Origin of the sequence: Neobacillus niacini, from assembly GCF_030817595.1 — a bacterium.
In the GTDB taxonomy this organism is placed as follows: domain Bacteria; phylum Bacillota; class Bacilli; order Bacillales; family Cytobacillaceae; genus Neobacillus; species Neobacillus niacini_G.
Window position 1 is genome coordinate 6,154,648 of record NZ_JAUSZN010000001.1, and the last position, 24,249, is coordinate 6,178,896.

The 24,249-nt window shown below is 33.9% G+C and carries 20 protein-coding genes; 18 read left to right on the forward strand and 2 right to left on the reverse strand.

All coding sequences use genetic code 11. The features are described 5' to 3' along the window. The first annotated feature begins 3 nt into the window (after window positions 1-3). From folD to QFZ31_RS29440, 15 genes are all read left to right on the forward strand, one after another. Window positions 4-858, forward strand: a complete 855-nt coding sequence (gene folD / locus QFZ31_RS29370; protein WP_307310056.1) for a bifunctional methylenetetrahydrofolate dehydrogenase/methenyltetrahydrofolate cyclohydrolase FolD — start codon at window positions 4-6, stop codon at window positions 856-858. A gap of 13 nt (window positions 859-871) precedes the next feature. Beyond that, the gene (xseA, locus tag QFZ31_RS29375; protein ID WP_307310058.1) at window positions 872-2,227 is read left to right on the forward strand and encodes an exodeoxyribonuclease VII large subunit; all 1,356 of its coding nucleotides are present in this window, start codon (window positions 872-874) and stop codon (window positions 2,225-2,227) included. Next, complete coding sequence (locus QFZ31_RS29380) at window positions 2,220-2,453, forward strand: exodeoxyribonuclease VII small subunit (RefSeq protein WP_179596676.1); 234 nt, start codon at window positions 2,220-2,222, stop codon at window positions 2,451-2,453. The genes xseA and QFZ31_RS29380 overlap by 8 nt, the downstream gene beginning before the upstream one ends. A 3-nt stretch (window positions 2,454-2,456) precedes the next feature. Next, a complete protein-coding gene (locus QFZ31_RS29385) occupies window positions 2,457-3,350 on the forward strand; it encodes a polyprenyl synthetase family protein (RefSeq protein ID WP_307310060.1) in 894 nt (297 codons plus the stop codon). Between the two features lie 148 nt (window positions 3,351-3,498). After that, window positions 3,499-5,391: a 1-deoxy-D-xylulose-5-phosphate synthase gene (gene dxs / locus QFZ31_RS29390; protein ID WP_307310061.1), complete on the forward strand. Its 1,893-nt coding sequence runs from the start codon at window positions 3,499-3,501 to the stop codon at window positions 5,389-5,391. 3 nt (window positions 5,392-5,394) lie between these two features. Then, on the forward strand, window positions 5,395-6,234 hold the full coding sequence (locus tag QFZ31_RS29395) for a TlyA family RNA methyltransferase (RefSeq protein ID WP_307310063.1): 840 nt from the start codon (window positions 5,395-5,397) through the stop codon (window positions 6,232-6,234). 397 nt (window positions 6,235-6,631) lie between these two features. Next, the gene (gene ahrC / locus QFZ31_RS29400) at window positions 6,632-7,081 is read left to right on the forward strand and encodes a transcriptional regulator AhrC/ArgR (RefSeq protein ID WP_034673247.1); all 450 of its coding nucleotides are present in this window, start codon (window positions 6,632-6,634) and stop codon (window positions 7,079-7,081) included. A gap of 14 nt (window positions 7,082-7,095) precedes the next feature. Then, window positions 7,096-8,796: a DNA repair protein RecN gene (gene recN / locus QFZ31_RS29405; RefSeq protein ID WP_307310067.1), complete on the forward strand. Its 1,701-nt coding sequence runs from the start codon at window positions 7,096-7,098 to the stop codon at window positions 8,794-8,796. 100 nt (window positions 8,797-8,896) lie between these two features. Further along, complete coding sequence (spoIVB, locus tag QFZ31_RS29410; RefSeq protein WP_373459887.1) at window positions 8,897-10,195, forward strand: SpoIVB peptidase; 1,299 nt, start codon at window positions 8,897-8,899, stop codon at window positions 10,193-10,195. A 310-nt stretch (window positions 10,196-10,505) separates the two neighbouring features. Further along, window positions 10,506-11,297, forward strand: a complete 792-nt coding sequence (gene spo0A, locus QFZ31_RS29415) for a sporulation transcription factor Spo0A (protein WP_179596665.1) — start codon at window positions 10,506-10,508, stop codon at window positions 11,295-11,297. 162 nt (window positions 11,298-11,459) lie between these two features. Next, on the forward strand, window positions 11,460-12,440 hold the full coding sequence (locus tag QFZ31_RS29420; protein ID WP_307310074.1) for a tyrosine-type recombinase/integrase: 981 nt from the start codon (window positions 11,460-11,462) through the stop codon (window positions 12,438-12,440). Between the two features lie 319 nt (window positions 12,441-12,759). Further along, window positions 12,760-13,392 (forward strand): hypothetical protein, encoded by a 633-nt coding sequence (locus tag QFZ31_RS29425; RefSeq protein ID WP_307310077.1) that lies wholly within the window; start codon window positions 12,760-12,762, stop codon window positions 13,390-13,392. Window positions 13,393-14,273: 881 nt separating this feature from the next. Next, on the forward strand, window positions 14,274-14,477 hold the full coding sequence (locus QFZ31_RS29430; RefSeq protein WP_307310080.1) for a hypothetical protein: 204 nt from the start codon (window positions 14,274-14,276) through the stop codon (window positions 14,475-14,477). Window positions 14,478-14,515: 38 nt separating this feature from the next. Continuing rightward, the gene (locus QFZ31_RS29435) at window positions 14,516-15,601 is read left to right on the forward strand and encodes a hypothetical protein (RefSeq protein WP_307310083.1); all 1,086 of its coding nucleotides are present in this window, start codon (window positions 14,516-14,518) and stop codon (window positions 15,599-15,601) included. A gap of 364 nt (window positions 15,602-15,965) precedes the next feature. Further along, the gene (locus QFZ31_RS29440; protein ID WP_307310085.1) at window positions 15,966-17,162 is read left to right on the forward strand and encodes a hypothetical protein; all 1,197 of its coding nucleotides are present in this window, start codon (window positions 15,966-15,968) and stop codon (window positions 17,160-17,162) included. A 119-nt stretch (window positions 17,163-17,281) separates the two neighbouring features. Here the strand turns inward: QFZ31_RS29440 and QFZ31_RS29445 are convergent, their stop codons facing one another. Both QFZ31_RS29445 and QFZ31_RS29450 read right to left on the reverse strand, forming a co-directional pair. Further along, complete coding sequence (locus QFZ31_RS29445; protein WP_307311843.1) at window positions 17,282-17,872, reverse strand: DUF1643 domain-containing protein; 591 nt, start codon at window positions 17,870-17,872, stop codon at window positions 17,282-17,284. Window positions 17,873-17,946: 74 nt separating this feature from the next. Further along, complete coding sequence (locus QFZ31_RS29450) at window positions 17,947-18,753, reverse strand: endonuclease NucS domain-containing protein (RefSeq protein ID WP_307310088.1); 807 nt, start codon at window positions 18,751-18,753, stop codon at window positions 17,947-17,949. Between the two features lie 364 nt (window positions 18,754-19,117). On the opposite strand from QFZ31_RS29450, the gene QFZ31_RS29455 reads away from it, so the two are divergent. The 3 genes from QFZ31_RS29455 (at window position 19,118) to QFZ31_RS29465 (ending at window position 24,185) form a co-directional block, all read left to right on the forward strand. Beyond that, a complete protein-coding gene (locus QFZ31_RS29455) occupies window positions 19,118-19,570 on the forward strand; it encodes a hypothetical protein (RefSeq protein WP_307310091.1) in 453 nt (150 codons plus the stop codon). A 260-nt stretch (window positions 19,571-19,830) separates the two neighbouring features. Next, on the forward strand, window positions 19,831-21,687 hold the full coding sequence (locus tag QFZ31_RS29460; RefSeq protein ID WP_307310094.1) for a GIY-YIG nuclease family protein: 1,857 nt from the start codon (window positions 19,831-19,833) through the stop codon (window positions 21,685-21,687). Between the two features lie 482 nt (window positions 21,688-22,169). After that, complete coding sequence (locus QFZ31_RS29465; RefSeq protein ID WP_307310095.1) at window positions 22,170-24,185, forward strand: NACHT domain-containing protein; 2,016 nt, start codon at window positions 22,170-22,172, stop codon at window positions 24,183-24,185. Window positions 24,186-24,249 lie beyond the last annotated feature (64 nt).

A 24,249-nucleotide genomic window follows, 5' to 3' on the forward strand; every position in this document is an offset into this window, starting at 1 on the left:
CTCATGGCAGCAATTATTATTGATGGGAAAGAAATAGCAGCAAAGAAAAAAGTAGAAATTGCATCTGAGGTCCAAAAGCTGAAGGAGTTTGGCGTTACACCTGGACTTGCAGTTATTCTTGTAGGCAATAATCATGCATCGAGAACATATGTTACGAATAAAGAAAAAACTTGTCGAGAGCTAGGTATGCATTCCGTGTTGATTGAATTACCGGAAATGGCTACCCAGGAAGAACTACTAACAAAAATAGAGGAACTAAATGGAGATCCGGCTATCCATGGCATTTTGGTACAACTTCCACTTCCAAAGCATATCGATGAAACAAGAGTTATTGAATCCATATCTCCTTTAAAGGATGTAGACGGATTTCATCCGATAAATATTGGAAGAATGATGACGGGGCAAGATGCATTCTTACCGTGTACCCCTTATGGAATTATGGTCCTCTTAGAAGAAATGGGTATATCTGTTGCAGGTAAACATGTTGTTGTGGTGGGGAGAAGTAATATTGTTGGGAAGCCTGTTGGTCAGTTGTTTCTCAATCAACATGCAACTGTAACCTATTGTCATTCAAAAACAGTCGATCTACAGTACCATACATCTCAAGCTGATATTCTCGTTGCTGCAGTTGGTGTAGCCAACTTTATTAATGCTGATCATGTAAAAGAAGGTGCAGTTGTCATTGATGTAGGAATAAACCGGAATGATGCAGGTAAGCTTTGCGGTGATGTTGCGTTTGATGAAGTAAGTCAGAAGGCAGGCTATATTACCCCTGTACCAAAAGGAGTAGGTCCCATGACGATTACTATGCTCATGTATAACACTCTTAAATCAGCTAAAAATACGCTGCGGTTCTAAAAAGGAGTTCCTTATGCAGGAAAAAAAGTATTTATCTGTCCTCGCATTAACAAAATACATAAAAAGAAAATTTGATGCAGACCCTCACTTGCAGGATGTACATGTAAGAGGGGAAATCTCTAATTTCAAACAGCATTCAAGCGGACATATGTATTTTACCTTAAAGGATGAAAAAGCACGTATTCTTGCAGTGATGTTCTCAAGCCAATCACGTACTATGAAGTTTTTACCTGAAAACGGAATGAAGGTGGTTGTAAAAGGGGATGTCTCTGTCTATGAACCAAGTGGTCAATATCAAATGTATATTAAAGAGATGCAGCCAGATGGAATTGGGGAATTATTTTTAGCGTACGAGCAGTTAAGAAAAAGACTTGAAGCTGAAGGCTTATTCTCTATAGAGCAAAAAACGCCAATTCCGAGTTATCCGAAAACGGTAGGGGTTATAACATCACCAACAGGGGCAGCAATAAGGGATATTATCACCACTATTAAAAGGCGTTATCCGATTGCGAATATCCTTGTTTTACCAGCGCTTGTACAAGGCGAAAATGCTGCAGCATCGATTGCGCGAGCTATTGATAAAGCAAACAAGATGAATGAGATAGATGTACTTATTGTTGGACGCGGAGGCGGCTCAATCGAAGAATTATGGGCTTTCAATGAGGAAATAGTAGCTAGAGCCATTAATAAATCAGCTATTCCTATTATTTCTGCCGTCGGACATGAAACAGATTTTACGATTGCAGATTTTGTTGCGGACATGCGTGCTCCTACCCCAACTGCAGCAGCCGAACTGGCTGTTCCTCATATCGATGAATTAATGGAAAGACTGCTCCAACGGAAAACCAGGATGCTTCAATCTATGAACGGCAGATATCGATATGAAAAACAACGGTTAGAGCGTGCACAAAAGTCCTATGCATTTCGTTACCCACAGCGCCTTTATGAACAAAAGCTAGAACAGGTAGATAAATTAACAGAATCACTTGTGCGTGGTGCTGCTAGATTAACTGATTTAAAAAAGTCTAAGCACCAAACGATACATAACCGACTCGTTCGTAACCATCCAAAAGTAGCATTACGAGATGCGGAGGTTAGATTTGAGCGTTCAAAAAAAGACATTCAACGTGCGATGGGACAAATCTTTTTGAAGAAACAAACAGAATTCGAAAGAATCCTCGCAACACTTCAAGCCTTGAGCCCGTTAAAAATAATGGAACGAGGATTCAGTCTCGTCTATTCTGAAGACAATGTATTAATAAAAAGTGTTAAACAAGTAAAAGAGAACGAACCACTTCAAATTCAATTAACAGATGGCAGCCTTCTCTGTAATGTACAGAACATAAAGGAGAGCGAAAACCGTGAGTAATGAACAAAAGATTTCCTTTGAGGAAGCAATGAATAAGCTGGAACAAATCGTGGATAAGCTTGAAGAAGGGGATGTCCCACTCGAAGCCGCCATTGCCTTTTATAAAGAGGGTATGGAGCTGTCAAAGCTTTGTCATGATAAGTTAAAAAGTGTTGAAGAACAATTAACACAGATTATTACGGAGGACGGACGAAAACAAAACTTTACGATTGAAGAGGAGGAATAGGCTTTGACTACTAAAGTTCTAGATGCTTTTGCACAAGAACATAAACAACTGCTTGAATCAGAGCTTCGAACCTTGGTGGAAAAGCTGAATGCACCTTCTATTATTAAAGAAGCTATGTATTATTCTCTTGAAGCAGGCGGAAAGAGAATCCGTCCTCTACTAGTATTTGCCACGCTCTCTGCTTTTGAGAAAGATCCCAAAATCGGTCTAATGGCGGCAGCTGCCATTGAAATGATTCATACCTATTCGTTAATCCATGATGATTTGCCAAGTATGGACAATGACGACCTCAGAAGAGGCAAGCCTACGAATCATAAGGTGTTCGGGGAGGCAGTCGCCATTTTAGCGGGAGATGCATTATTGACCTACAGTTTTCAAGTCATTGGCCAAACTCCTAATGAATTTGCTTCTTGTGAAACCAAACTCCAATTGGTTATGGAGATGGCTAAAGCTGCTGGGAGTGAAGGTATGGTGGGAGGTCAAGTGGCGGATATGGAAGGAGAGGGAAAAACTCTCACCATTGAAGAACTAGAGTATATCCATATACATAAAACAGGGAAGTTATTAAAATTTAGCGTCATAGCAGGTGCACTGCTAGGTGGAGCCAATCAAACTCAACTAGAAAGCCTGTCAGCATTTGCCCATCATTTAGGACTTGCTTTTCAAATACAAGACGACATTCTCGACTTAGAAGGAAATCAGGAGTTATTAGGTAAACCTGTTGGAAGTGATTCCTCTAACGAGAAAAGCACCTATCCACAATTATTGTCCATGGAGGGTGCCAAAAAAGCATTAAGACAGCATTTGGACTTGTCAAAACAACACTTAGAAAAGACAGGTCTTAACATTCAGTTACTCAAAGAAATTGCTGATCTTATAGCATCAAGAGACCACTAAATAACTGGTATTTGAACAACAACGTAATTGTGTTATAATTGTTGTCAATGTAGAGAACGTTGTCAATGCCGTTACCACTTTTTTGTGATAGCGGCTATTTTTTACTAGGTGAATCGATAGAAAAAGTATGAAAGTGAGTGGTCCAAAAATGGATCTATTATCAATAAAAGACCCTTCCTTTTTAAAAGGGATGTCAAATCAAGAATTGGAGGTTTTGAGTCAAGAGATACGACAATTCTTGATTGAGAAACTGTCTGTTACTGGAGGCCATATTGGACCGAATTTAGGTGTAGTTGAATTAACCATTGCCTTACATAAATGTTTTGACAGCCCCAAAGATAAATTTATTTGGGATGTAGGACATCAATCCTATGTTCATAAAATTCTTACTGGCAGGGCTTGTGAATTTGATACATTGCGTCAATTTAAAGGACTTTGCGGCTTCCCAAAAAGGATTGAAAGCGAGCACGATGTTTGGGAAACCGGCCATAGCTCAACATCCCTTTCAGCGGCAATGGGGATGGTCATAGCTAGAGACCTGAAAAAAGAGAGTTCCTTTATTGTACCTATTATTGGCGATGGTGCGTTAACCGGAGGTATGGCGTTAGAAGCATTAAACCATATAGGTCATGAAAAAAAGAATATGATTGTTATTTTAAACGACAATGAAATGTCCATTGCACCAAATGTTGGTGCTCTTCATAATATCCTAGGCCAATTACGTACAGCCGGTAAATATCAATGGGTTAAAGACGAGCTAGAATTGTTATTGAAAAAGGTACCTGCTGTTGGAGGGAAACTGGCAGCAACGGCGGAGCGTGTGAAAGACAGTCTGAAATATTTATTTGTATCCGGCATGTTTTTTGAGGAATTGGGTTTCACTTACTTAGGTCCTGTTGATGGACATGATTTTGAAGCTTTATTTGAAAATTTTAGGTATGCTAAAAAAACGGAAGGACCAGTCCTTCTTCATGTTATCACGAAGAAAGGGAAAGGTTTTCATCCTGCTGAAAGTGATACAAAAGGTACTTGGCATGGTACGGGGCCTTATAAAATGGATACAGGTGCTTTTGTCAAACCAGATAAGGCACCGCCAGCCTGGAGCAGCCTAGTAAGTGAAACAGTTCGCAAGCTGGCTCGTGAAGATGAGCGTATTGTGGCGATAACGCCTGCTATGCCAGTTGGGTCAAAGCTAGAGGGCTTTGCAAGTGAGTTTCCGGAGAGAATGTATGATGTTGGAATTGCAGAACAGCATGCAGCTACAGTTGCCGCTGGATTGGCAACCCAAAATATGAAACCATTTTTAGCGATCTATTCTACCTTTCTGCAACGAGCTTATGACCAGGTTGTTCATGATATATGCCGTCAAAATTTAAATGTTTTTATTGGAATCGATCGAGCTGGATTAGTAGGTGCGGATGGTGAAACACATCAGGGCGTATTTGATATTGCTTTTTTAAGACATGTCCCTAATATTATTTTAATGATGCCTAAGGATGAAAATGAAGGCCAGCATATGGTTTATACTGCGATGGCTTATGATGATGGTCCTATTGCGATGAGATTCCCAAGAGGGAATGGTTTGGGTGTACCAATGGATGAAACATTAAAGAGCATTCCAATTGGTACATGGGAGATTCTGAAGGATGGCGAGGATGCGGCAATCTTAACTTTTGGTACAACAATACCGATGGCTCTTGAAGCGGCAGAAACGCTAGAGAAACAAGGGATTTCGGTAAAAGTAATAAACGCGCGTTTCATCAAGCCTTTGGATGAAAAGATGCTTAATGAGTTATTCTTAAATAATATTCCTATCCTAACCATTGAAGAGGCGGTCCTGCAGGGCGGCTTTGGAAGTTTTGTTCTAGAACATGCACATGAAAAAGGATATTACCATCAAGCAATCGACCGGATGGGGATCCCTGACCAATTTATCGAACATGGTGATGTAGAGTCACTTTTAGAAGAAATTGGAATGACTACTGCAGAGGTTGTAAAAAGAATAACTATACTCGCACGAAAAAAACAACAAAGGGCATAACCTATGAAGAATAAAGAACGATTAGATGTTTTATTAGTTGAAAGAGGATTAGCAGAAACAAGAGAAAAAGCAAAACGTTCTATCATGGCAGGTCTTGTTTATACGAACGAAGAAAGGTTAGACAAGCCTGGTGAGAAAGTAAAAGTAGATATCCCTCTAGCGATAAAGGGAAATGTTCTTCCTTACGTCAGCCGTGGTGGTCTTAAATTAGAAAAAGCATTAAAGATTTTTGATGTCACAGTTAAAGATAAGGTTATGCTCGATATAGGTGCCTCGACGGGTGGATTTACTGACTGCGCCCTGCAGAATGGAGCAAAAATGTCCTATGCTTTAGATGTCGGCTATAATCAACTTGCTTGGAAGCTGCGTCAGGATGAACGAGTAGTGGTAATGGAAAGAACCAACTTTCGATATGTAACACCTGCAGATTTAGCAGGTGAAATGCCTAATTTTGCAACGATAGATGTTTCTTTTATTTCATTAAAATTAATATTACCTGTATTAAAAACCTTGCTTGTACCTGGAAGTGATATTGTAGCACTTGTTAAGCCGCAATTTGAAGCGGGTCGTGAGCAGGTTGGGAAAAAAGGTATTGTACGTGATGAAAAAGTCCATGTACAGGTTGTTAATAAAATTGTTGATTTTGCACTTGGACAAGGGTTTAATGCGATTAATTTATCCTTTTCTCCGATTACCGGTGGAGATGGAAATATTGAGTTTCTCCTTCACCTAAAATGGATGGGGGAGCAGGAAACCGGCCAAAATCAGTTGCCTGAACAACCTGCACAAATTGTAAAAGATGCTCATTCGGAATTTAAATCTAAACAAGACGTGGAAGGATAAGCCTATGCTTTTCCTTCCTTTTTGATATGGACCTTTTTCATAGGCTGTGTTAAAGCAAATTGTTAATTTTGCACCCTGTTGATTGGAACGGAAGGCACGAAGACTCCTGCGGGAGTACGGGGCTGGGGAGACCCCGCAGGCGCTTAAGCGCCGAGGAGGCTCCCCGGCAGCACGCCCGCGGAAAGCGAAGTGCCTCGGGACAGGCAAAGACCGCCTGTCCCTGCGATGATTATTCTAAGAAGCATTCCTTAGTGGAGTGGAAATCAACAGGTAATATTAACACAGCCTTTCGCAAAATATTAATTGTACTTCCTTAGCAAAATGGGCTAACATATGGGTATAAGCGACATTTTTGTACAAGATACGTAAATGTTTTAATAATTACGGGGTGAATCGATTGAATAAGGGTCAACGTCATATAAAAATTAGAGAAATTATCACTGCTAATGATATTGAAACACAAGATGAACTTGTTGATGAATTAAAAAGTGCAGGGTTTAATGTGACACAAGCAACAGTTTCTCGAGACATTAAAGAACTACATCTGGTTAAAGTTCCGTTATTAGATGGGAGATACAAATATAGCCTTCCAGCCGATCAACGATTTAATCCATTGCAAAAATTAAAAAGATCATTGATGGATGCCTTTGTCCGCATAGATTCCGCAGGTCATTTATTAGTAATGAAATGTCTGCCTGGTAATGCTATGGCAATTGGTGCTTTATTAGATAACCTTGATTGGGAGGAAGTACTAGGAACCATTTGCGGCGATGATACGATATTAATCATTTGTCGTACACCAGAAGATACAGAGACAATCACTAACCGGTTCCTTGACATGCTTTAAAGGGGGAATATACCTTGTTATCAGAATTATCGATTAAGAACTTTGCTATCATTGAGGCCCTTTCCGTTTCTTTTGACAAAGGGCTGACCGTTTTAACAGGAGAAACAGGTGCGGGGAAATCCATTATTATTGATGCTATCCATCTGCTCGTAGGTGGCAGAGGTTCCGCTGAATTTGTCAGACATGGAGAGGAAAAAGCCGAAATCGAAGGTCTTTTTCAAATTGATGAACACCATCCTTGTCATTCAAAGGCTCTTGAGTTTGGAATCGAAATCGAAGAAGGAATGGTTGTTTTACGGAGAGATATCTCTCATTCAGGCAAAAGTGTCTGTAGAATCAATGGAAAGCTAGTGACGATATCGACTCTTCGTGAAGTAGGTTCAACCCTAGTGGACATACATAGTCAGCACGAACACCAAGATTTAATGGATGAGAGCAGGCACTTACTATTACTCGACCAATACGGGATTGAAGAAATTTCTCAGTCACAAGCAGAATATCAAGAAGTGTTTCACCGCTATGAACAAACGTCCCAGAAGCTTAAATCATTAAGTGAAAATGAGCAAAAGACAGCGCACCGACTCGATCTTATTCAATTTCAGTTTGATGAGATTCAAAATGCAAAATTAAAGATTAATGAAGATGAACAACTCTTCGAAGAAAAAAGAAAACTTGCGAATTTTGAGCGTGTATTTGAGGCGATTCAATCCAGTTATAATGCTCTTACGGGAGAACAAAAGGGGCTAGATTGGATTAGTATGGTAATGGGGCACCTTGAAGATGCTGCTTCATTGGATTCCTCTTATAAAGAAATATATGAATCCGTTATGAACAGCTTTTATCAATTGGAAGATGCTTCTCGGACATTAAGGAATGATCTAGACGGATTAGAATATGATCCCCAACGTTTAAATGAGATTGAAGAACGGTTAAATGAAATTAATCAATTGAAGCGGAAGTATGGAAAAACCATTGAAGAAATTATAGAATACGCTGCAAAAATCGAAGAAGAAATCGAAACATTGCAGAATAAAGAAACTCACATAGGTCAATTAGAAAAGCAATTAACATCCATTAAAAAGGACTTAATTCTGGAGGCTAAGCAGTTAACCGAACTCCGAAAACAATGGGCTGATAAGCTTACTAACTTAATACACAATGAGTTAAAAGAACTTTACATGGCGAAAACTGTATTCGAAATTCGATTTGAAACTATATTACCCCATTTTTCAAAAAACGGAGTCGATCACGTGGAGTTCTATATTTCCACAAATCCTGGTGAACCATTAAAGCCATTATCAAAGATTGCCTCCGGCGGAGAGCTATCAAGAATTATGCTGGCACTAAAAAGTATTTTTTCAAAGCACCAAGGTGTTACCTCGATTATTTTTGACGAGGTGGATACAGGAGTCAGCGGCAGAGTGGCCCAGTCAATTGCTGAAAAAATATATAATGTAGCTGTTGATTCGCAAGTTTTATGTATTTCTCATTTGCCGCAAGTAGCGGCCATGGCAGATACTCATCTTTTTATTTCCAAGGTTACTGAAGGCGGCCGGACCAAAACTTCGGTCAGTCCACTTAGTGTCGAAGAGAAAATAAAGGAAATTGGCCGCATGATTTCAGGTGCTGAAATTACTGATCTAACTAAAAAACATGCCGAGGAATTGTTGTTTTTAGCTTCAGAAAATAAAAAAATTGAAAAGCTTCCCAATTAGGGGAGCTTTTTTATGTTGTATCAGGTTATAAATGGCGCAGATGCAGGCAAAATTAAAGATGTAGCCATTTCGATATAAGTGTGAAACAGAAGCGAGGAGAGTGAAGATTTTGAAGTTAGAAATAATTAGAAAGATCATTGGTGGAATTCTCCTTGTTTCATTAATCAGCGTTCTATTTTTTCAGCCATTTCAGCAGTACCTTGATATACCAAAGACCATTACAGTCTTTGAAGGACAAGAATATACTTTCCAAAAGGCTGTACCGGTATCAGCCTCATTAGTATCTCACAATCCAAATATCACACTTGAGCAAGATCAAAGCAGTGTTTCCCTAACAGCCAGTGTAGACGGTAAAGATGAAATGTTACTGGAATTTGCAGGAATTCCCGTAAAAAAGGTCGATGTAAATGTCTTAAAGGATTTTAAAGTACAGCCAGGAGGACAATCCATTGGTGTTAAATTAAACACGGTTGGCGTATTGGTCGTAGGTCACCATTTAGTTAATACCGAAGACGGAAAAAAATCACCTGGTGAAATTGCAGGAATAAAAATTGGTGATATCATTACCGAAATCAATGGAAACAAAATTGAAAAAATGACAGACGTAGCTCCTTTTGTACAAAATGCAGGACAAAGCGGGCAGGCATTAGATATGGTTATTAGCAGGGAAAGTGGTAAGTTCACAACGAAGCTTACTCCGCTTAAAGATAAGGGAGAAAACTCCTATAAGCTTGGATTATATATTCGTGATTCAGCAGCAGGTATTGGAACCATGACTTTTTTTCATCCACAAACGAAAAAATATGGTGCTTTAGGACATGTTATTTCTGATATGGATACAAAGAAGCCGATAGTTGTTGAAGATGGTCAAATCGTTCGTTCAACTGTTACTTCTATTGAAAAAGGAAGTAATGGTGATCCTGGTGAAAAGCTTGCACGTTTCTCTTCAGATCGTGAAATTGTCGGAAATATCACAAAAAATAGTCCCTTTGGCATATTTGGGGTGTTAAATAGAGATTTAAAGAACGGAATTATGGATAAGCCAATGCCAATAGCCCTTTCCCACCAAGTAAAAGAGGGTCCGGCAAAAATCTTAACAGTTGTAAATGATGACAAGGTTGAAGAATTTGATATTGAAATTGTCAGCACTATCCCGCAGAAATTTCCAGCAACGAAAGGCATGGTATTAAAAGTTACCGACCCAAGGCTTCTAGAAAAAACGGGTGGAATCGTTCAAGGTATGAGCGGAAGTCCTATTATTCAGGATGGTAAGCTGATTGGTGCCGTAACACATGTCTTTGTCAATGATCCAACCTCCGGTTATGGAGTGCACATTGAATGGATGTTAAATGAAGCAGGAATTAACATATATGAAAAACCACAAGAAAAAGCAAGTTAAAACGAAAACGAAACTCCATTACAGCTAGACCATACTAAGAATAAAAACAAAATAGGCGATTCAGCCTATTTTGTTTTACATAAGATTATTCGACAAAACAATGGAAGAATAAGGCATATATGCGAATTTAGTCGAAATTTAAAGGAAAACAAAGAAAAGATAAGATTTTATCACTATTTTAAGAAATATTAAAAAAACTAGAGGAATTTTAGTTGCATTGTCGAATTTCTAATTTAGAATAGAATTAAGACAATAAAAGATAAACGATAAAATAGAGATATGACCATTTGGATTTGAGGAGGAAATAAAGGTGAAAAAGATTAAAGTTTGTGTCGTTGACGACAATAGGGAATTAGTGGGGTTATTAGAGGACTATATTTCGTCCCAGGATGATATGGAGATTGCAGGTATTGCTCACAATGGTCAGGATTGTTTAGATATGCTTGAATCAACGGATACGGATGTACTCGTTTTAGATATTATTATGCCTCATCTTGATGGATTAGCCGTTCTAGAGCGCTTAAGAGAGTTGAAGAAAGGCGCTATTCCAAACGTTATTATGTTGACTGCATTTGGTCAAGAAGACGTTACGAAGAAGGCTGTAGAGCTTGGAGCGTCTTATTTTATTTTAAAGCCGTTTGATATGGAGAATTTAGGAAACCATATCCGTCAGGTGAGTGGTAAAAGCAGCCAGGTTAGCCGCAAGGTACCTACCGGAAATTACCGGACACACACTGAACATAAACCAAGGAACTTAGATGCCAGCATTACAAGCATTATTCACGAGATTGGTGTTCCTGCGCATATTAAGGGATATTTATACTTACGTGAGGCTATTTCAATGGTATACAATGATATTGAATTACTGGGATCGATTACGAAGGTATTATACCCTGATATCGCAAAGAAATATAATACGACAGCCAGCCGTGTTGAACGTGCAATCCGACATGCTATTGAGGTTGCATGGAGCCGTGGAAACATTGATTCCATTTCCTCGTTATTTGGGTACACCGTAAGCATGTCCAAAGCTAAACCAACAAACTCAGAGTTTATCGCTATGGTTGCGGATAAATTACGTTTAGAACATAAGGCAAGCTGAGAGGGTTAGGAATAGGCTTTAGGGGAAACACTAAACCAATGAATTTCTTAAATACCAACTCATCTTTCGGATTTAAAGCCAATAAACTTTACTAATCTCACCCAATAAATCAATTGATTTATTGGGTTTTGTGTTTTGTTGGAAAATGAGGAGGATTTTTTAATGAAATTATCTGAACTAGAGTTTCATCTTGAGGACTTTTTACTGGCTTGTCAGAGTAAAAATTTGTCACCTAAAACATTATCATCCTATGAGCAATCACTGAAGCTATTTTTAGCCTATTTAAAAGCGGAGCATGGGGTAGATGATGTCCAACGAGTCAAAACAGGCCATATACGCCAATATGTAGCTTATGTGCAAGAAAGAGGGAAATACACCGTTGTTAATAGAGAAATATCAAAGACAATTAATCACCCTCAAAATCGAAGGGATTACAAGAAAACCGTATCAAGTGTAACCATTAACAATTATATCCGTAATATAAAGGTATTCTTTAATTGGTTGGAACAAGAAGGTGAACTTCACAAAAATCCAGTTACCAAAATTGAACAAATTAAAACAGAACGAAGACAAAAGGTTGGAATAAATCAAGATGAATTTAATCGTCTACTGTCACAGTTTGATTACACAACGTTTCATGGGTATCGAAATAAAATCATAACCATGTTACTTCAAGACACTGGTATGCGAATTACTGAATGTTTAGCTTTGGAGGTAGAATCAATTGATTTTAAACATCGAATGATTTTAGTAACCAAAACAAAAGACAGAAAGGAAAGGTACGTCTACTTTTCTCAGGTTATGGCAAGGGAACTAAAACATTACTTTAAATTTAAAGACAGATATACAGAAACGAATTTGCTCTTCCCGACAACTAGAAACACGATTCTTACTATCCACTCCTTTGAAAAACAGCTTAAAAAAGCAGGACAACAGATTGGACTTAATATACATCCACATCAATTACGGAATAACTTTGCAAGGCATTATTTACTGAATGGTGGAGATTTTTATACATTGAGTAGAATATTAGGACATAGCTCCGTAACGGTCACAGAGCAAGCCTATATGGACTTAACCAGAGAAGAAATTGGACAAAAGTATAACCAGCATAGTCCGTTGTCAAAATGGGGTATTAAGTAGGTATGAATAAGAAAATCAAACATATTGCCTATTACACCAAAAAAGTAGCACAAGAATGTACAAAGGCAAGACCAACATATACAGGTATTAGAAACTCTTTCCGTCATAAACGATTATTAATGTATAAAAAAATGTTGAATGAAATGCTAACGAAATAAGTATAAAGCGGAAGGTGTTCTCCCTTTCTTCACATCGTTTTTTTAAAACTAAAAAAAATATGTATTCATAATATTAGAACATTATGGTACTTTTTAATTAGTGAAAGGTGCAAGGGATTAATAGAAATGAAAGTAAAGTAGGAATACGAGGAGGAGAAGCGATGAAAAGATTTTTTTCATTAGTATTAGTATGTCTACTCATTTTTGTTGTTGGTTGCAATAAAGAAGACAAAGCCGAAGCAACTAAAACAGAGAATAGGGGAAAAGAAGAAAGTAAGAAGAGTGAAGCAATAAAAGCAAGTGACAATATTGAACAAACAGACACTACAGAACAAATTGAAGAAACTCAAACTATAGAAAAAATACCTTTGAGTGAAGATGAGAAAAAATATCTTAAAGTATTTGAAGATGCATTTGACAATGTATTGCTTACAGATTCAATGGCACTTCTTGATTTAATTCAAGAAGCGGAGAATAATTCTTCCTTATATAAAGATGAAAATTGGAAAAATCAATTTACAGAGACATTAGCAAAAACGGCAACATTTGGCGATGTCCTGAAAAAAGGCGATGAGAAAAATGGTGTACCAGAGAAATTCAAAAAATTAAATACATTGACAATAGAATTTACAGAACTTGTTTTTATGGGTGGTGTAGCCGTAATGAATGGAGCAACACATGAAAATGAAGAAACTTTTAGCAAAGGTGTTAGTGTATTAACTAATGACGTAAATGATAAACTCGATGAAATCAATGCAGAAGCGGAGAGAATAGGGAAAACGTATCAACAATGAATGTAACTTTTGAAAGGATGGGCAAATATGTTCATCCTTCATTTGTTGTCAGATACTCTACTGAATTATCATACTTATAGCATTTGCAGAAAGGAATATTTATCTTGCAGTTGCAACTCCGATACTCGTTCCTTCCTTTATTAGTGTAATTATTTTCATGAGTTAAAAGGTTATGATTATCGATTGTAAAAATCCAGCGGTAATTTTTGCACTAAATCAAAGCATTTATTACAAATTGATTAGAAATTTTTGCATCAAATTTGAGCATTATTTCCGAGCGTGTTTGGAAAAAATGCTCCTAAAAAGAGCAGATATTACCGAGTATAGAATAAATATAGTGAAAAGAAATAAAGATAGAAACAGGTAGTCGCTACGCTCCATCCTATCTGTTTTCGCTAACGCTCTTCTTTTATTCGCTTTGCTCACTACCTCACTCCGTTCGGTTGGGCTTCGCCCTTCCATTACAGCAATTTTTTCCTATAGAGATAGTATTTTAATTGGGTCTTATAAAGGGAAGGGGAAAAAGGAATAGTTGAATAATGTCGTTAATAGAGCGTTTTTGTTAATATCATAAATAAACAATAATGTCAATAGTTATATAGCGTAAAATTGGACAAAAACTAAAAAATATGGTATAATAGTAATATAGTCAAGGGGTTTACTTGACTGAATCAATATGAGCTAATCCAGAAGGAGGATAATCAGAAGGTGTGCATAGCTTAATCCCTGTAATCTTTTATTAGAGAACAGGGGTAGAAGAAAATGAATGCAAGAGATACCAGACAAACGTGACCAATGTCATGTTTTTTATTTTTTTGTAATACATAATCTCAACAATTACTTTAAAAAATGTAAGGAAAATCACAAAAGGAGAAATGAAAATGAATGGAGAAAGATACTTCTTCTGCTACTCAACAAATTTACTAGAGTTTTTGCGTTATGAGAAGGGAAAAAGGTATATTTGTACCGCTTTGCATGACAAAACAATGAAACGTTTTTGGCTTTTTGAGAGAACTGAAGAATTAAATCAATCGTTGGTTGAGTACACCAATCGTAGCAGGGATTTAGGGTTACTCACTATCTAGGTCGTGGATAAGTAGTTAAATTAAAGGAGTTAATTAAAATGAAAATGAACAATGTTAAAAGTTACGCCATTATTCCAAATGTGGCATTTAGTTTTGGTACAAAGTACCACTTAAATAAGGATGAGTTTATGTTGTTTGCTCACCTGCAATTCATGAAGCAAATTGGTTTAGAAAATACAACAGTCACAATGGTTGATATGTTGGTTAAAGGTCTTAGATGGGAGACAAGCACTAAATCTCGTGACAAAAATAGAGTAGTTGATGCACTTGAAGGGTTGAAAACAAAAGGATATATATCATTTGAGCATGAAGATAAAATCTTAAAAGATATTTTAGTCATCACAATCAATAAAGAAATGGAAAAACTTGAAGCAGAAACTAAGGTTGAGTGGAAAGAAAATCCCTTCGTTTGGAAAGGCTTCACAAAAGTTAAGTATGTCCAATACAATCTAGCAGAGAATAATGGTCATTACTTAATGGCTATTTGTTACACAATGTGGCGAGAGAATGCCCAACACAAATGGAGAATCTCAATCAAAGAGTGGGAAGGAATACTTGGTGTAACTGATAAAACGGCAAGAGAAATTCTCATTGGTTGTGAAAAATTTATAGCTAAAATTAGTGGTAGTCATTATCGAGATGGAGATGGAAAAGTTAAACAAGAAGCAAATCAATACACAATGCAAACTGTATCAGTTGAAAGCAATATCCAAAAGGTTACAAATGAAACAGTTGTAGAAAAGGCACTTGATAAAGCATACGCAAAAGTTACAGATGAAAACATCAAATTTAATAGTGACCTGTTTAATCAAATTTTCGACAAGAAGACAAAATGGCAATCTAATGGGTACAAAGCTTGGAAAGAAACGACTTGTCCATTCGTTAAAGAAGGAGGTCAAAAGAAAATTGATGCAATGAGAGTGAGTAAAAAAAAGGTTGCAGGTGAAGTTGCTGACAGATTAGAAAGAGAGTATCAAGAATATCTTTCAGAACAAAAACAACAAAGTGAATGGATGGAACGACAAATGGCAAGGCATAACAACATGGACGATGATGAATGGATTTCCTCTTACAAACCAAAAGAAAAACCTAGTATTGATAATACATATTTCTTAGAAGACTGATTATAGGTAAAACAAAAAAAGTAATAGGTTATGATTACAAAATGTATCTAAGATTTTGGATATTGGATTAACCTTAAGTTACTCAACATAAGACACAACCCATGTATGGGAAAACTTAATGCTAATCGAGCATTCAAACACAAAAACATAACATAGATGAGAAACCCCATTCATTAATGGGGTTTCTATCTGTGTATAGGAGAGGAATATTACTAATACCCTCACTTCTCGTATTTCTGTACTTTTTCGCTTCCAGTAGGCAAATTATTTAAACTGAGTTTGGAAGAATATGTTATTCTATTAAAAACTATTATTATGTAATTGGCGATTAACATAATCTGGAATCATGTTGAGGAGGGATAAAGTGAATACAGCACGTTCATTTGAAATAATTGATGAAAAAACAGGCATTTTAATTGAGAAAAAAAGTTATCATTCTGCGACTGAACATTATTTGAAAAACCTAAAACTACAACATGAAAAAGGAGAAATTTCTCTATATTGTTCTTGTTTAAACCATATAAGGATGAACATATCCGATAAAGAACCTTTTTTTCTATATCCTGCCACGAGGGAAAGAAGACATTCCAATGATTGTTGCAGACATCCAGAATTTGAAGGGGGAAGCATCTATGAAAAGGCATGGAGGTTCGATGAAGATACTGGAGAATATTTTGTTAGAATAGAGAACTTTATTCCATTAACAAAAGGTAAGGTTGAAGATAGAAGAGATAATCTTAAAAATACTGAAGAGATTCATAAAGTGTACAAAAGATTCCCTAATTCCACTCGTAAAGGTGAAGTGACAATCTTTGGTCTAGCAACAAAAATAAATATGATGGCATGGGAAAATATTGTTATCGGAAAAGAGCATAGACTTCCTAAAGATAAATACGAAGTAGCAAATCATGTTTTTGGGGTATCAAAACGTATCAGATTTTCAAATAAGAGAAATAGTTTAAATAAAATGTATTATAAACGTAAGAGTATAAGGGAAGTAAAAGTGAATAAAGATATTTTCTTTGTTTATATGTACTTGTTTCGTGAAACTACTGGAAAAATAGTTACACTTTATGATGGTACAAAAAAAACGTGTGTATCATGTGAGGATTCATTTAAAAATATTCATGATTTTTATATTGATGTGCCTACTTTCAAAGAGAAAATTAAGAAAGAACCGCATAGTTCAACATATGTGGTAGCTGGTTTTGCGTATAAAGAGGATAAATACCATAAGAATTTAAGCTTGGGTAATTATTGTTTAATTCCTGTAACAGATAAGGGTTTATTTGTGGAAAGTAGTAACGAAAAGGTGATTTATGAAGCTCTTTGCAGACAGGAAAAACGATTTGTGAAACCTTATCATCCAATAGAGTTTTATGATAACTTTATTCCTGATTTTATTATGTATGAAGAAGATATGAAACCATTGGTCGGAGAAATATTTGGAATAGAAAATAATGATGATTACGAAAGGAGTAAAAAAAAGAAAATTGCTCTTTCTCAAACAGAACAATTTTGTTCTAAATACCGATTTTGGAAAAAAGATTTTAGTCACTGATTAGTTGCATGTATTAATATAACATGAAGATTATTTTAACCCCATATTCTTTTGGGTTTTTCTGTATAAAATTCGATTTTTATCAAGAGAAATAATTAAATAAATAAAACTATGTTTAACTAAATAATTATTTCTCCAGCTTCATTTATCCAACATTTTTTAAATCCTTGTAGGGATGGTCTAGAAGGGTGTCTGGGGTATCTTTCATTAGTTAAAATTTTTTTATAATGTGTTTTTATGACATAAGTTTTGTTGTTTTTTAAGGCTCTTATATAACTTTTTATATAATTGCATTGGTCGAAGTGTAGCTTTTTGTTTATATTATCAGAAGGATTTCCCCATGCCAAAACAATATAATTTGATGATTGTAGAGAATGCTTAATAATTTTATTATTCAACGATATTATATCTTTGAAATTTATGTTAGGCGTATTTCTCACATGATTAATAACTGCTTGTAAACTACTAGACTGAGTTTCATAAAAAGGAAATAAATTTACGATATTTATTAAACCTATACTTCCCTTACCTTTAATGAAAGCGAATTTAATAACTTTATTTACTGTTAAATCAGAGGTATTATAGTCTGCTTTACTAGGATTCATCATAATAAAAGTGGCAACTTTATTTGATTTATTATTAAGGTCAATACTAAGAATATATCTGGCTTGGATATTACTTGTTAATTGTTTATATTGGCAATCAATTATGCTTTAATGTATTTTGAATTATACCGAACCATAAAAATTCACCACACAATTATTGGTTATTGTAAAAGAATGATTTAAAAATGTTTTAATACCTTTTTAAACGCTTCATCAATAAGCGGTTTGATGTATTCTAAACTCTTAATATATTCCAATTTAATTTCAATTTGATTAGGCTCTTTGTCCTTTTTCTCAGCAATCTGTAAATTCTTATCTTTGAATCGATATAATTCGGGGATTATTTTTTTGTATTTCTCGTATACCTCATCACGGTTTCCATTTGGGAAATGAAAAAGCAATCGATTTCCAATAGTTGATATTGATAGAAATTTCTCGTTACATTGCACGACTTGAAACATAATTCCATCTGAGATATTACAGATAATTGGTGTGTCTAAAGTATGTAAATTGTTAGCTACATATTCATATATTCCATTTGCTATAAGGCTATTTTTGCCCAGTATTCCAATGATATTTTCTTTAGTTTGATAAATAGAATTTCCTTTCGGAATTTCTAGTACGTTTTTTAAATGTATTTCAATGTCATTCTTATTAATATTCTTATACTCAATTTGTAAATTGTTTAACTTTAATTGATAAATCTCATGTATTGGATAGTTTGAAAGTAACATAAATCTTGAATTTTCTTTTCCTACCAATATTCTATATTCATTAATTTGTTCAATAGCTTTATCATCCACTACTTCTTTTACTTCGATATAAAGTTTTGTTCCAGTTTTATCTTCAAATAAAATATCACATCTTTTTTTTGATGAGGGAATAACCGTTTCTCTCTCTATAAGCTTTAATCCATCTTCTATGTAACTATGCTCAATTATTATTTTATTTTGCAACACAATTTCTTCGTTTTTATAAACCATCATAATCTCCCCCTTACTAAGATTATTAATTCAACAAAGTAAACCTATTTTCCTATATAATTTTACTAATGAAATTTTTATTAGTAAATTTTTCCTTGCTAATATGTTAAATTAGTAAAAGAAAGGGGATATAAATACATTGTTAAATATTCTTAAAAGTAGTTTTAAATTTATTGTTTTTTTACTTATATTTTTTATTATTTCAACAATATTTGTATTTATTGCGTATCTAATAAATCCCAAATATGTCGATTATGTTATCCTTATTATTCTAAACACTTTTATCATCATATTTTTCTATTATTCGCTAATTTACTCCAATAATAAGAAACAGAATAATAAAATACTATACAATTGGATTGATAGGTTGGATGGAAGCGACAGTTTTATCATTAAGATTCTAGACAATGCAGAAGTTAAAGAAAATTTACTAGAAAATTTGGAGTTTGTTTATAAAAAGCTACTAGTTTATTCAGAACATGATGTAACAAAATTAAGGTTATTAAAAGGGTATTTTAAATCCCTAAACAATGAAGCTCCATTTGATTTATTTGGAAAAGTGTTCCTCACCTTTTTGTTTGGAGTTTTTGCTACAAATCTTAGTAATGGAAATATAATAAATTATTTTACTCGAGTAACATCACATGAAATCGATGTATCACAAATATTTCAAACTGTAGTTAATTTATCGATGCTAATTATTATGTTTTTAATAGGTATTGTATTTATTATCCGGGACATATTTGCTAATAAAAAGAGAACGAAAATAATTGAAGAAATTTTAGATGTTTGTATAAAAGAGTTAGAGAGTAAAAAATGACGGTTGCTTAAAAAAACAACCGTTTTATTGATTAAACAGTTATAAAATCATTTTTTACCTACAAAATAGTATCCTATCCCCACAATCTTGTTAAATGTTATCCCCGTATGATTCTTTTGAAAAACCTGTCAATTGAGATAGTTTTTACGTGTGAACAATTATTCAACTATAGACAGTGTAGTTCAAGAAGGACAAATAAGGATAATGGTGTAAAATATATATAGGAAATCTATAAAGTTTAATTTATAGGGGAAAATAAAATGGATAATAAAGTGAGAGAGATTGATGATATAAAATACCAAGTAAAACAATTAATACAAGACAATTTATATAGGGAAGTTACACCAGAAACGAATCTTAATGTTTCAGGTATATATATGATTTATATAGACAATTTCACTAATGAAAAAATTGTCCCCATTTATATAGGACAAGCAAAAAATATACAAAATAGATATAAACAGCATTTCGAAGAAATTATTGCTTTAAATAGGCTTTCATATGATGAGTATCATAAATATTTCTTTTCAAGAAAAGCATCCTTCTATGACGGGAAATATAAAGCATGTAAAATTTTTAAATACATGATAGAAAATAATTGTACTCTACATGACTTCCATATGGTTGTTTTAGAAGAGGTACAAGAAGAATATTTAGATGAAAAAGAACATGAATACTTTCAAAGATTAATACCTTCATTTTTTGGATTTAATCAATTAAATTCTCTTCTTAAACAACTTAGTTTTCGATTTTCAAAATCACAAATGACTAACTCCGAAATAGATGATTTTTTGAAGATATTGTTGGAAGATATTAAAGGTATAAAGTCTCATTACGAATATGGATTTACAAGATTTAATTTTGAGTATTCCTTACCTAGAAATATCAACTATCTATTGGAAAAGAAAGAAGAGCTAAATAATGACACGCTAATAAAATTTGATGAAGTAAAATTTAATCTTGATGAATTGATAAAACTATATAAGCTTAACGCTGAAATTAGTGAAATTCAAAGGTTGAATCAAAAGATAGACAAAACATTAGTAGATTATAACCTGGCTAAGGTTGAATACGAAGAAGCGGTAAATCGACAAAACAAAGGGATGATTCAAAAACTTAAAGATAAGATAGGTATATTTGATAAAAAAATTAAGCAACTACAAGATGAAATGAACTATAAAGATAAACTTTTTATAAAAGCTTATGACTTACGGAAAAACTATTTGAAGGAAATGAACCATAAAAGATATAAATTGATTTTTCCTTCTTTGGAATTTGAGTCATTTTGTCTAAAAGACAGGTCGAATAATCTTACTATAAAAATGAATGAAGATAATGATTTGTTAAACACATGTCATATTAAAATATACATTTCAAATAATGGAAGTAGCAGAAGTGAATTTATTAGAAAAGACCCAAATATTATCAGGATTGATTATTGTTTTATTGATAATGAAGGAAAGAAATTAGAAAAAAAGAATTATATCAAGAATGAAACAACAATAAATTGTCAGTCTCAAATGGAGTATATTGAGAAAGAGTTTATGTTTCCTGTAAAACCAACAAGGTTTAACATTTCTTGCGTAATTGATAATGAAATAGATAACTCTTTTATTTCTACAAAAGCTGAATATAAGCATGGGATTAATGATTATACAATTAAAGGTAGAAAATTGAATAAATTATCGGCTGTCTTGGATGAAATTCATCAATTAACCGATGAAGAAACTCAATTTAGTATAGATCCTTCAGAATCGTATAACTGTTTAAAAGTATGCATGATAAATGAAGGAGTACAAAATAATGAGTTTGTAGAAAAATTGCTTACAAAAAAATTGTCCAAAATTAGGAAACGAAAAAAATCTAAAGCTACTAAGAAAGTAATAGATAAGCCTAGCGAAGATAAAGTTGATAACAAAGTAAAAAGGGCAGAAGCTTATAAACAGAAGGTATTAAAAAAATCAGATAATACTATTGAAGTATTAAATTACGTTTCAAGTAGAGAAAAAGTAACAGCACAATGTATGAGTTGTGGGTATAAATGGGAAATACGTAGTGATCATTTATTAGAAAGACCCTATTGCCCTTCGTGTAGAAAAATGACTAATAATAAATAAAATATGCTATGTAACCAAGAACAAGTATAAATAATGTGGATTTTCTATCTTCAAATAGGTATACATCATAAGGCTACTCTTACTGGAGTAGTCTTTGTTTGAGTTTTCTTTGTACAAACTTAAAGGAAATGCCTGTCTAAAAGTTTCAACTTTTGTCCAATATACAGTCATTGTCTTAAAATTAATCTAAAATCATCTTGATTTGTCTAAAAGGTAGTGTGAAATTAAAGTATAAAACAACATAGACTTTTGGATAAATGGGGCGGTTACCATTGGCGTACATAGGCTACGCATGTACTTCTGCACTGGTTAAGATAATGGAATAGAAACACAAAAGCAATTATTTGCTAAAGTGGGAAGTTAAAAAGTTTTTGTCATTAAGACTATAACTTATCTTTTGATTTATACAAAATTCAAAATTTCTTTATCACTAACAAAATGATTGGTATAATCTGGTTAGTACATAATGAGGTGGGATTATTTTGAATGCGAATCTTGAGATAGTTAAAAATGTTGCCCCAATAGTAACTCCGTTCATTTCTTCGGTGGTAGATGTATGGATAAAACCTAAATTACAGGAGATGTATAAAAAGAGCAAACTTACAAATGATTTATATGAAAATATATTTGAAGATAAGTTCAAAGATTACTTAAAACGGGGATATGAGAGAAATAATATTATGAATACGGTTGTATTCCAAAATAGACCGAAAAACCTTGCGGAGCTATACATTCCCTTATCCCTCCAATCTTCACACGCGAATGAAGAAGTTTTGATTGATAGATATAAAGCAGAATTTATTTCAAAATATAAGAAATTAGTTATTACAGATTCTGCTGGAATGGGTAAATCTACCTTGCTTAAATGGATGTTTATAGATTCTATCAAGTCTAATGAGGGCGTTCCGATATTCATAGAATTGAGAAAATTATCCAAAACCAATAAAGTTCTTGATGAGATTTTTAAAGAATTAAACCCGATAGATGGGGAGTTTGACAGAAATTTTATTTTGAACCTTATCAAAAGAGGTGACTTTATATTCTTTTTGGATGGATACGATGAAATTCCTTTAGATGATAGGAGTAGCGTGACGGAAGACTTGCAAAGTTTTATTTCAAAGGCATCAGAAAATATCTTCATTCTTTCTTCGCGACCTCAAACAGCTATAGCATCATTTGCTGATTTTCATGAGTTTAATATAAAGCCATTAGAACAAGATGAAGCATTTAATTTATTAAGAAAGTATGATGAAAAAAACAATATAGCAGAACAGCTTATAGAGATAATTACAGAAGGAAAAAACTATCAAAATTTGGAAGAGTTTTTAACAAATCCTTTAATGGTATCGCTTTTATTTAAAGGATATGAATATAAACAGACTATTTCATACAAAAAAAGTATCTTTTATCGTCAAGTTTATGATGCGTTATTTGAAAATCATGATTTAACCAAAGGAGGAATGTTTGTACACGAGAAATTAAGTGGCTTAGATATTGAAGAGTTTCATACAGTTTTGAGGTATGTTGCTTACTTTACATGGAAGAAGGGAAAGGTAGAATATGATAGAGATGAAATAATAAAGTACCTTTCTAACGCAAAAGGTCATACAAAAATCCCATTTAAAGAAAGTAAATTTTTAACTGATTTAGTTGCGAATGTTCCCCTCTTTTACAAAGATGGAAACCTATATAGATGGAAACATAAATCCCTTCAAGAGTATTTTTCTGCACAGTATATTTGCACAGATACAAAAGAACTGCAGGAAACGATATTAAATAATATCTACTCTAGTAATAACTTTGCTGATTATCTTAATGTCCTAGACTTGTGTTACGATATAGATTATAAAACTTTTAGACGTTCAATAATATATAAATTTATCTGCGATGCTTTAGAATACAATAGTAACAGTTACCAATATTTTGATGCAGTAAATACTGATAGTTTACTGGAGAGAAAAAAACTCACATTCGGGAAAAAATTCTTCATTGTATATCATGATAATAATGAAACAAGTGGAGATGTAGACTATCTACAAAATGTGTTTATGTCGATTTACGCAGATAGTATGCAATACATAGAAGAGAATTTTCATGAACAAATTAAAGGTTACAAATCGAGTGGAGGTCAAAAAGGAAGCGATTGGAATAATTTTATTGTTATAACTTTTGAAAAGCCAAATTATAAAATATTGGAATTGCTTTGGAATAAAAAAGAAAAATACATTGAAAACTCAAAAAAGTATGGGATTTCGGAAGAGGAAATGGATATTTTTAATAAAATTATTACGCCAACTACATGTATAAAAGGTCAAATCATAGATGATAATTCTTACTCATGGTTTAACCATCCTAAAAATTTTGAAGTAGTAAATCATTTTTTATTAGATTGTATCGGCATCAGTTATTCTATAAGATTTGACATACTAAGAGAACTAAAGAAAGAAATAGAGAGAGAAAAAGAATCTCTCATCAGTGATGATTTAACATCGTTTTAAGTTAGATGATTTATAAAACTAAAGTTAAGAAGGTTTCCACAAATAGTTTTTATATGTGGAAACT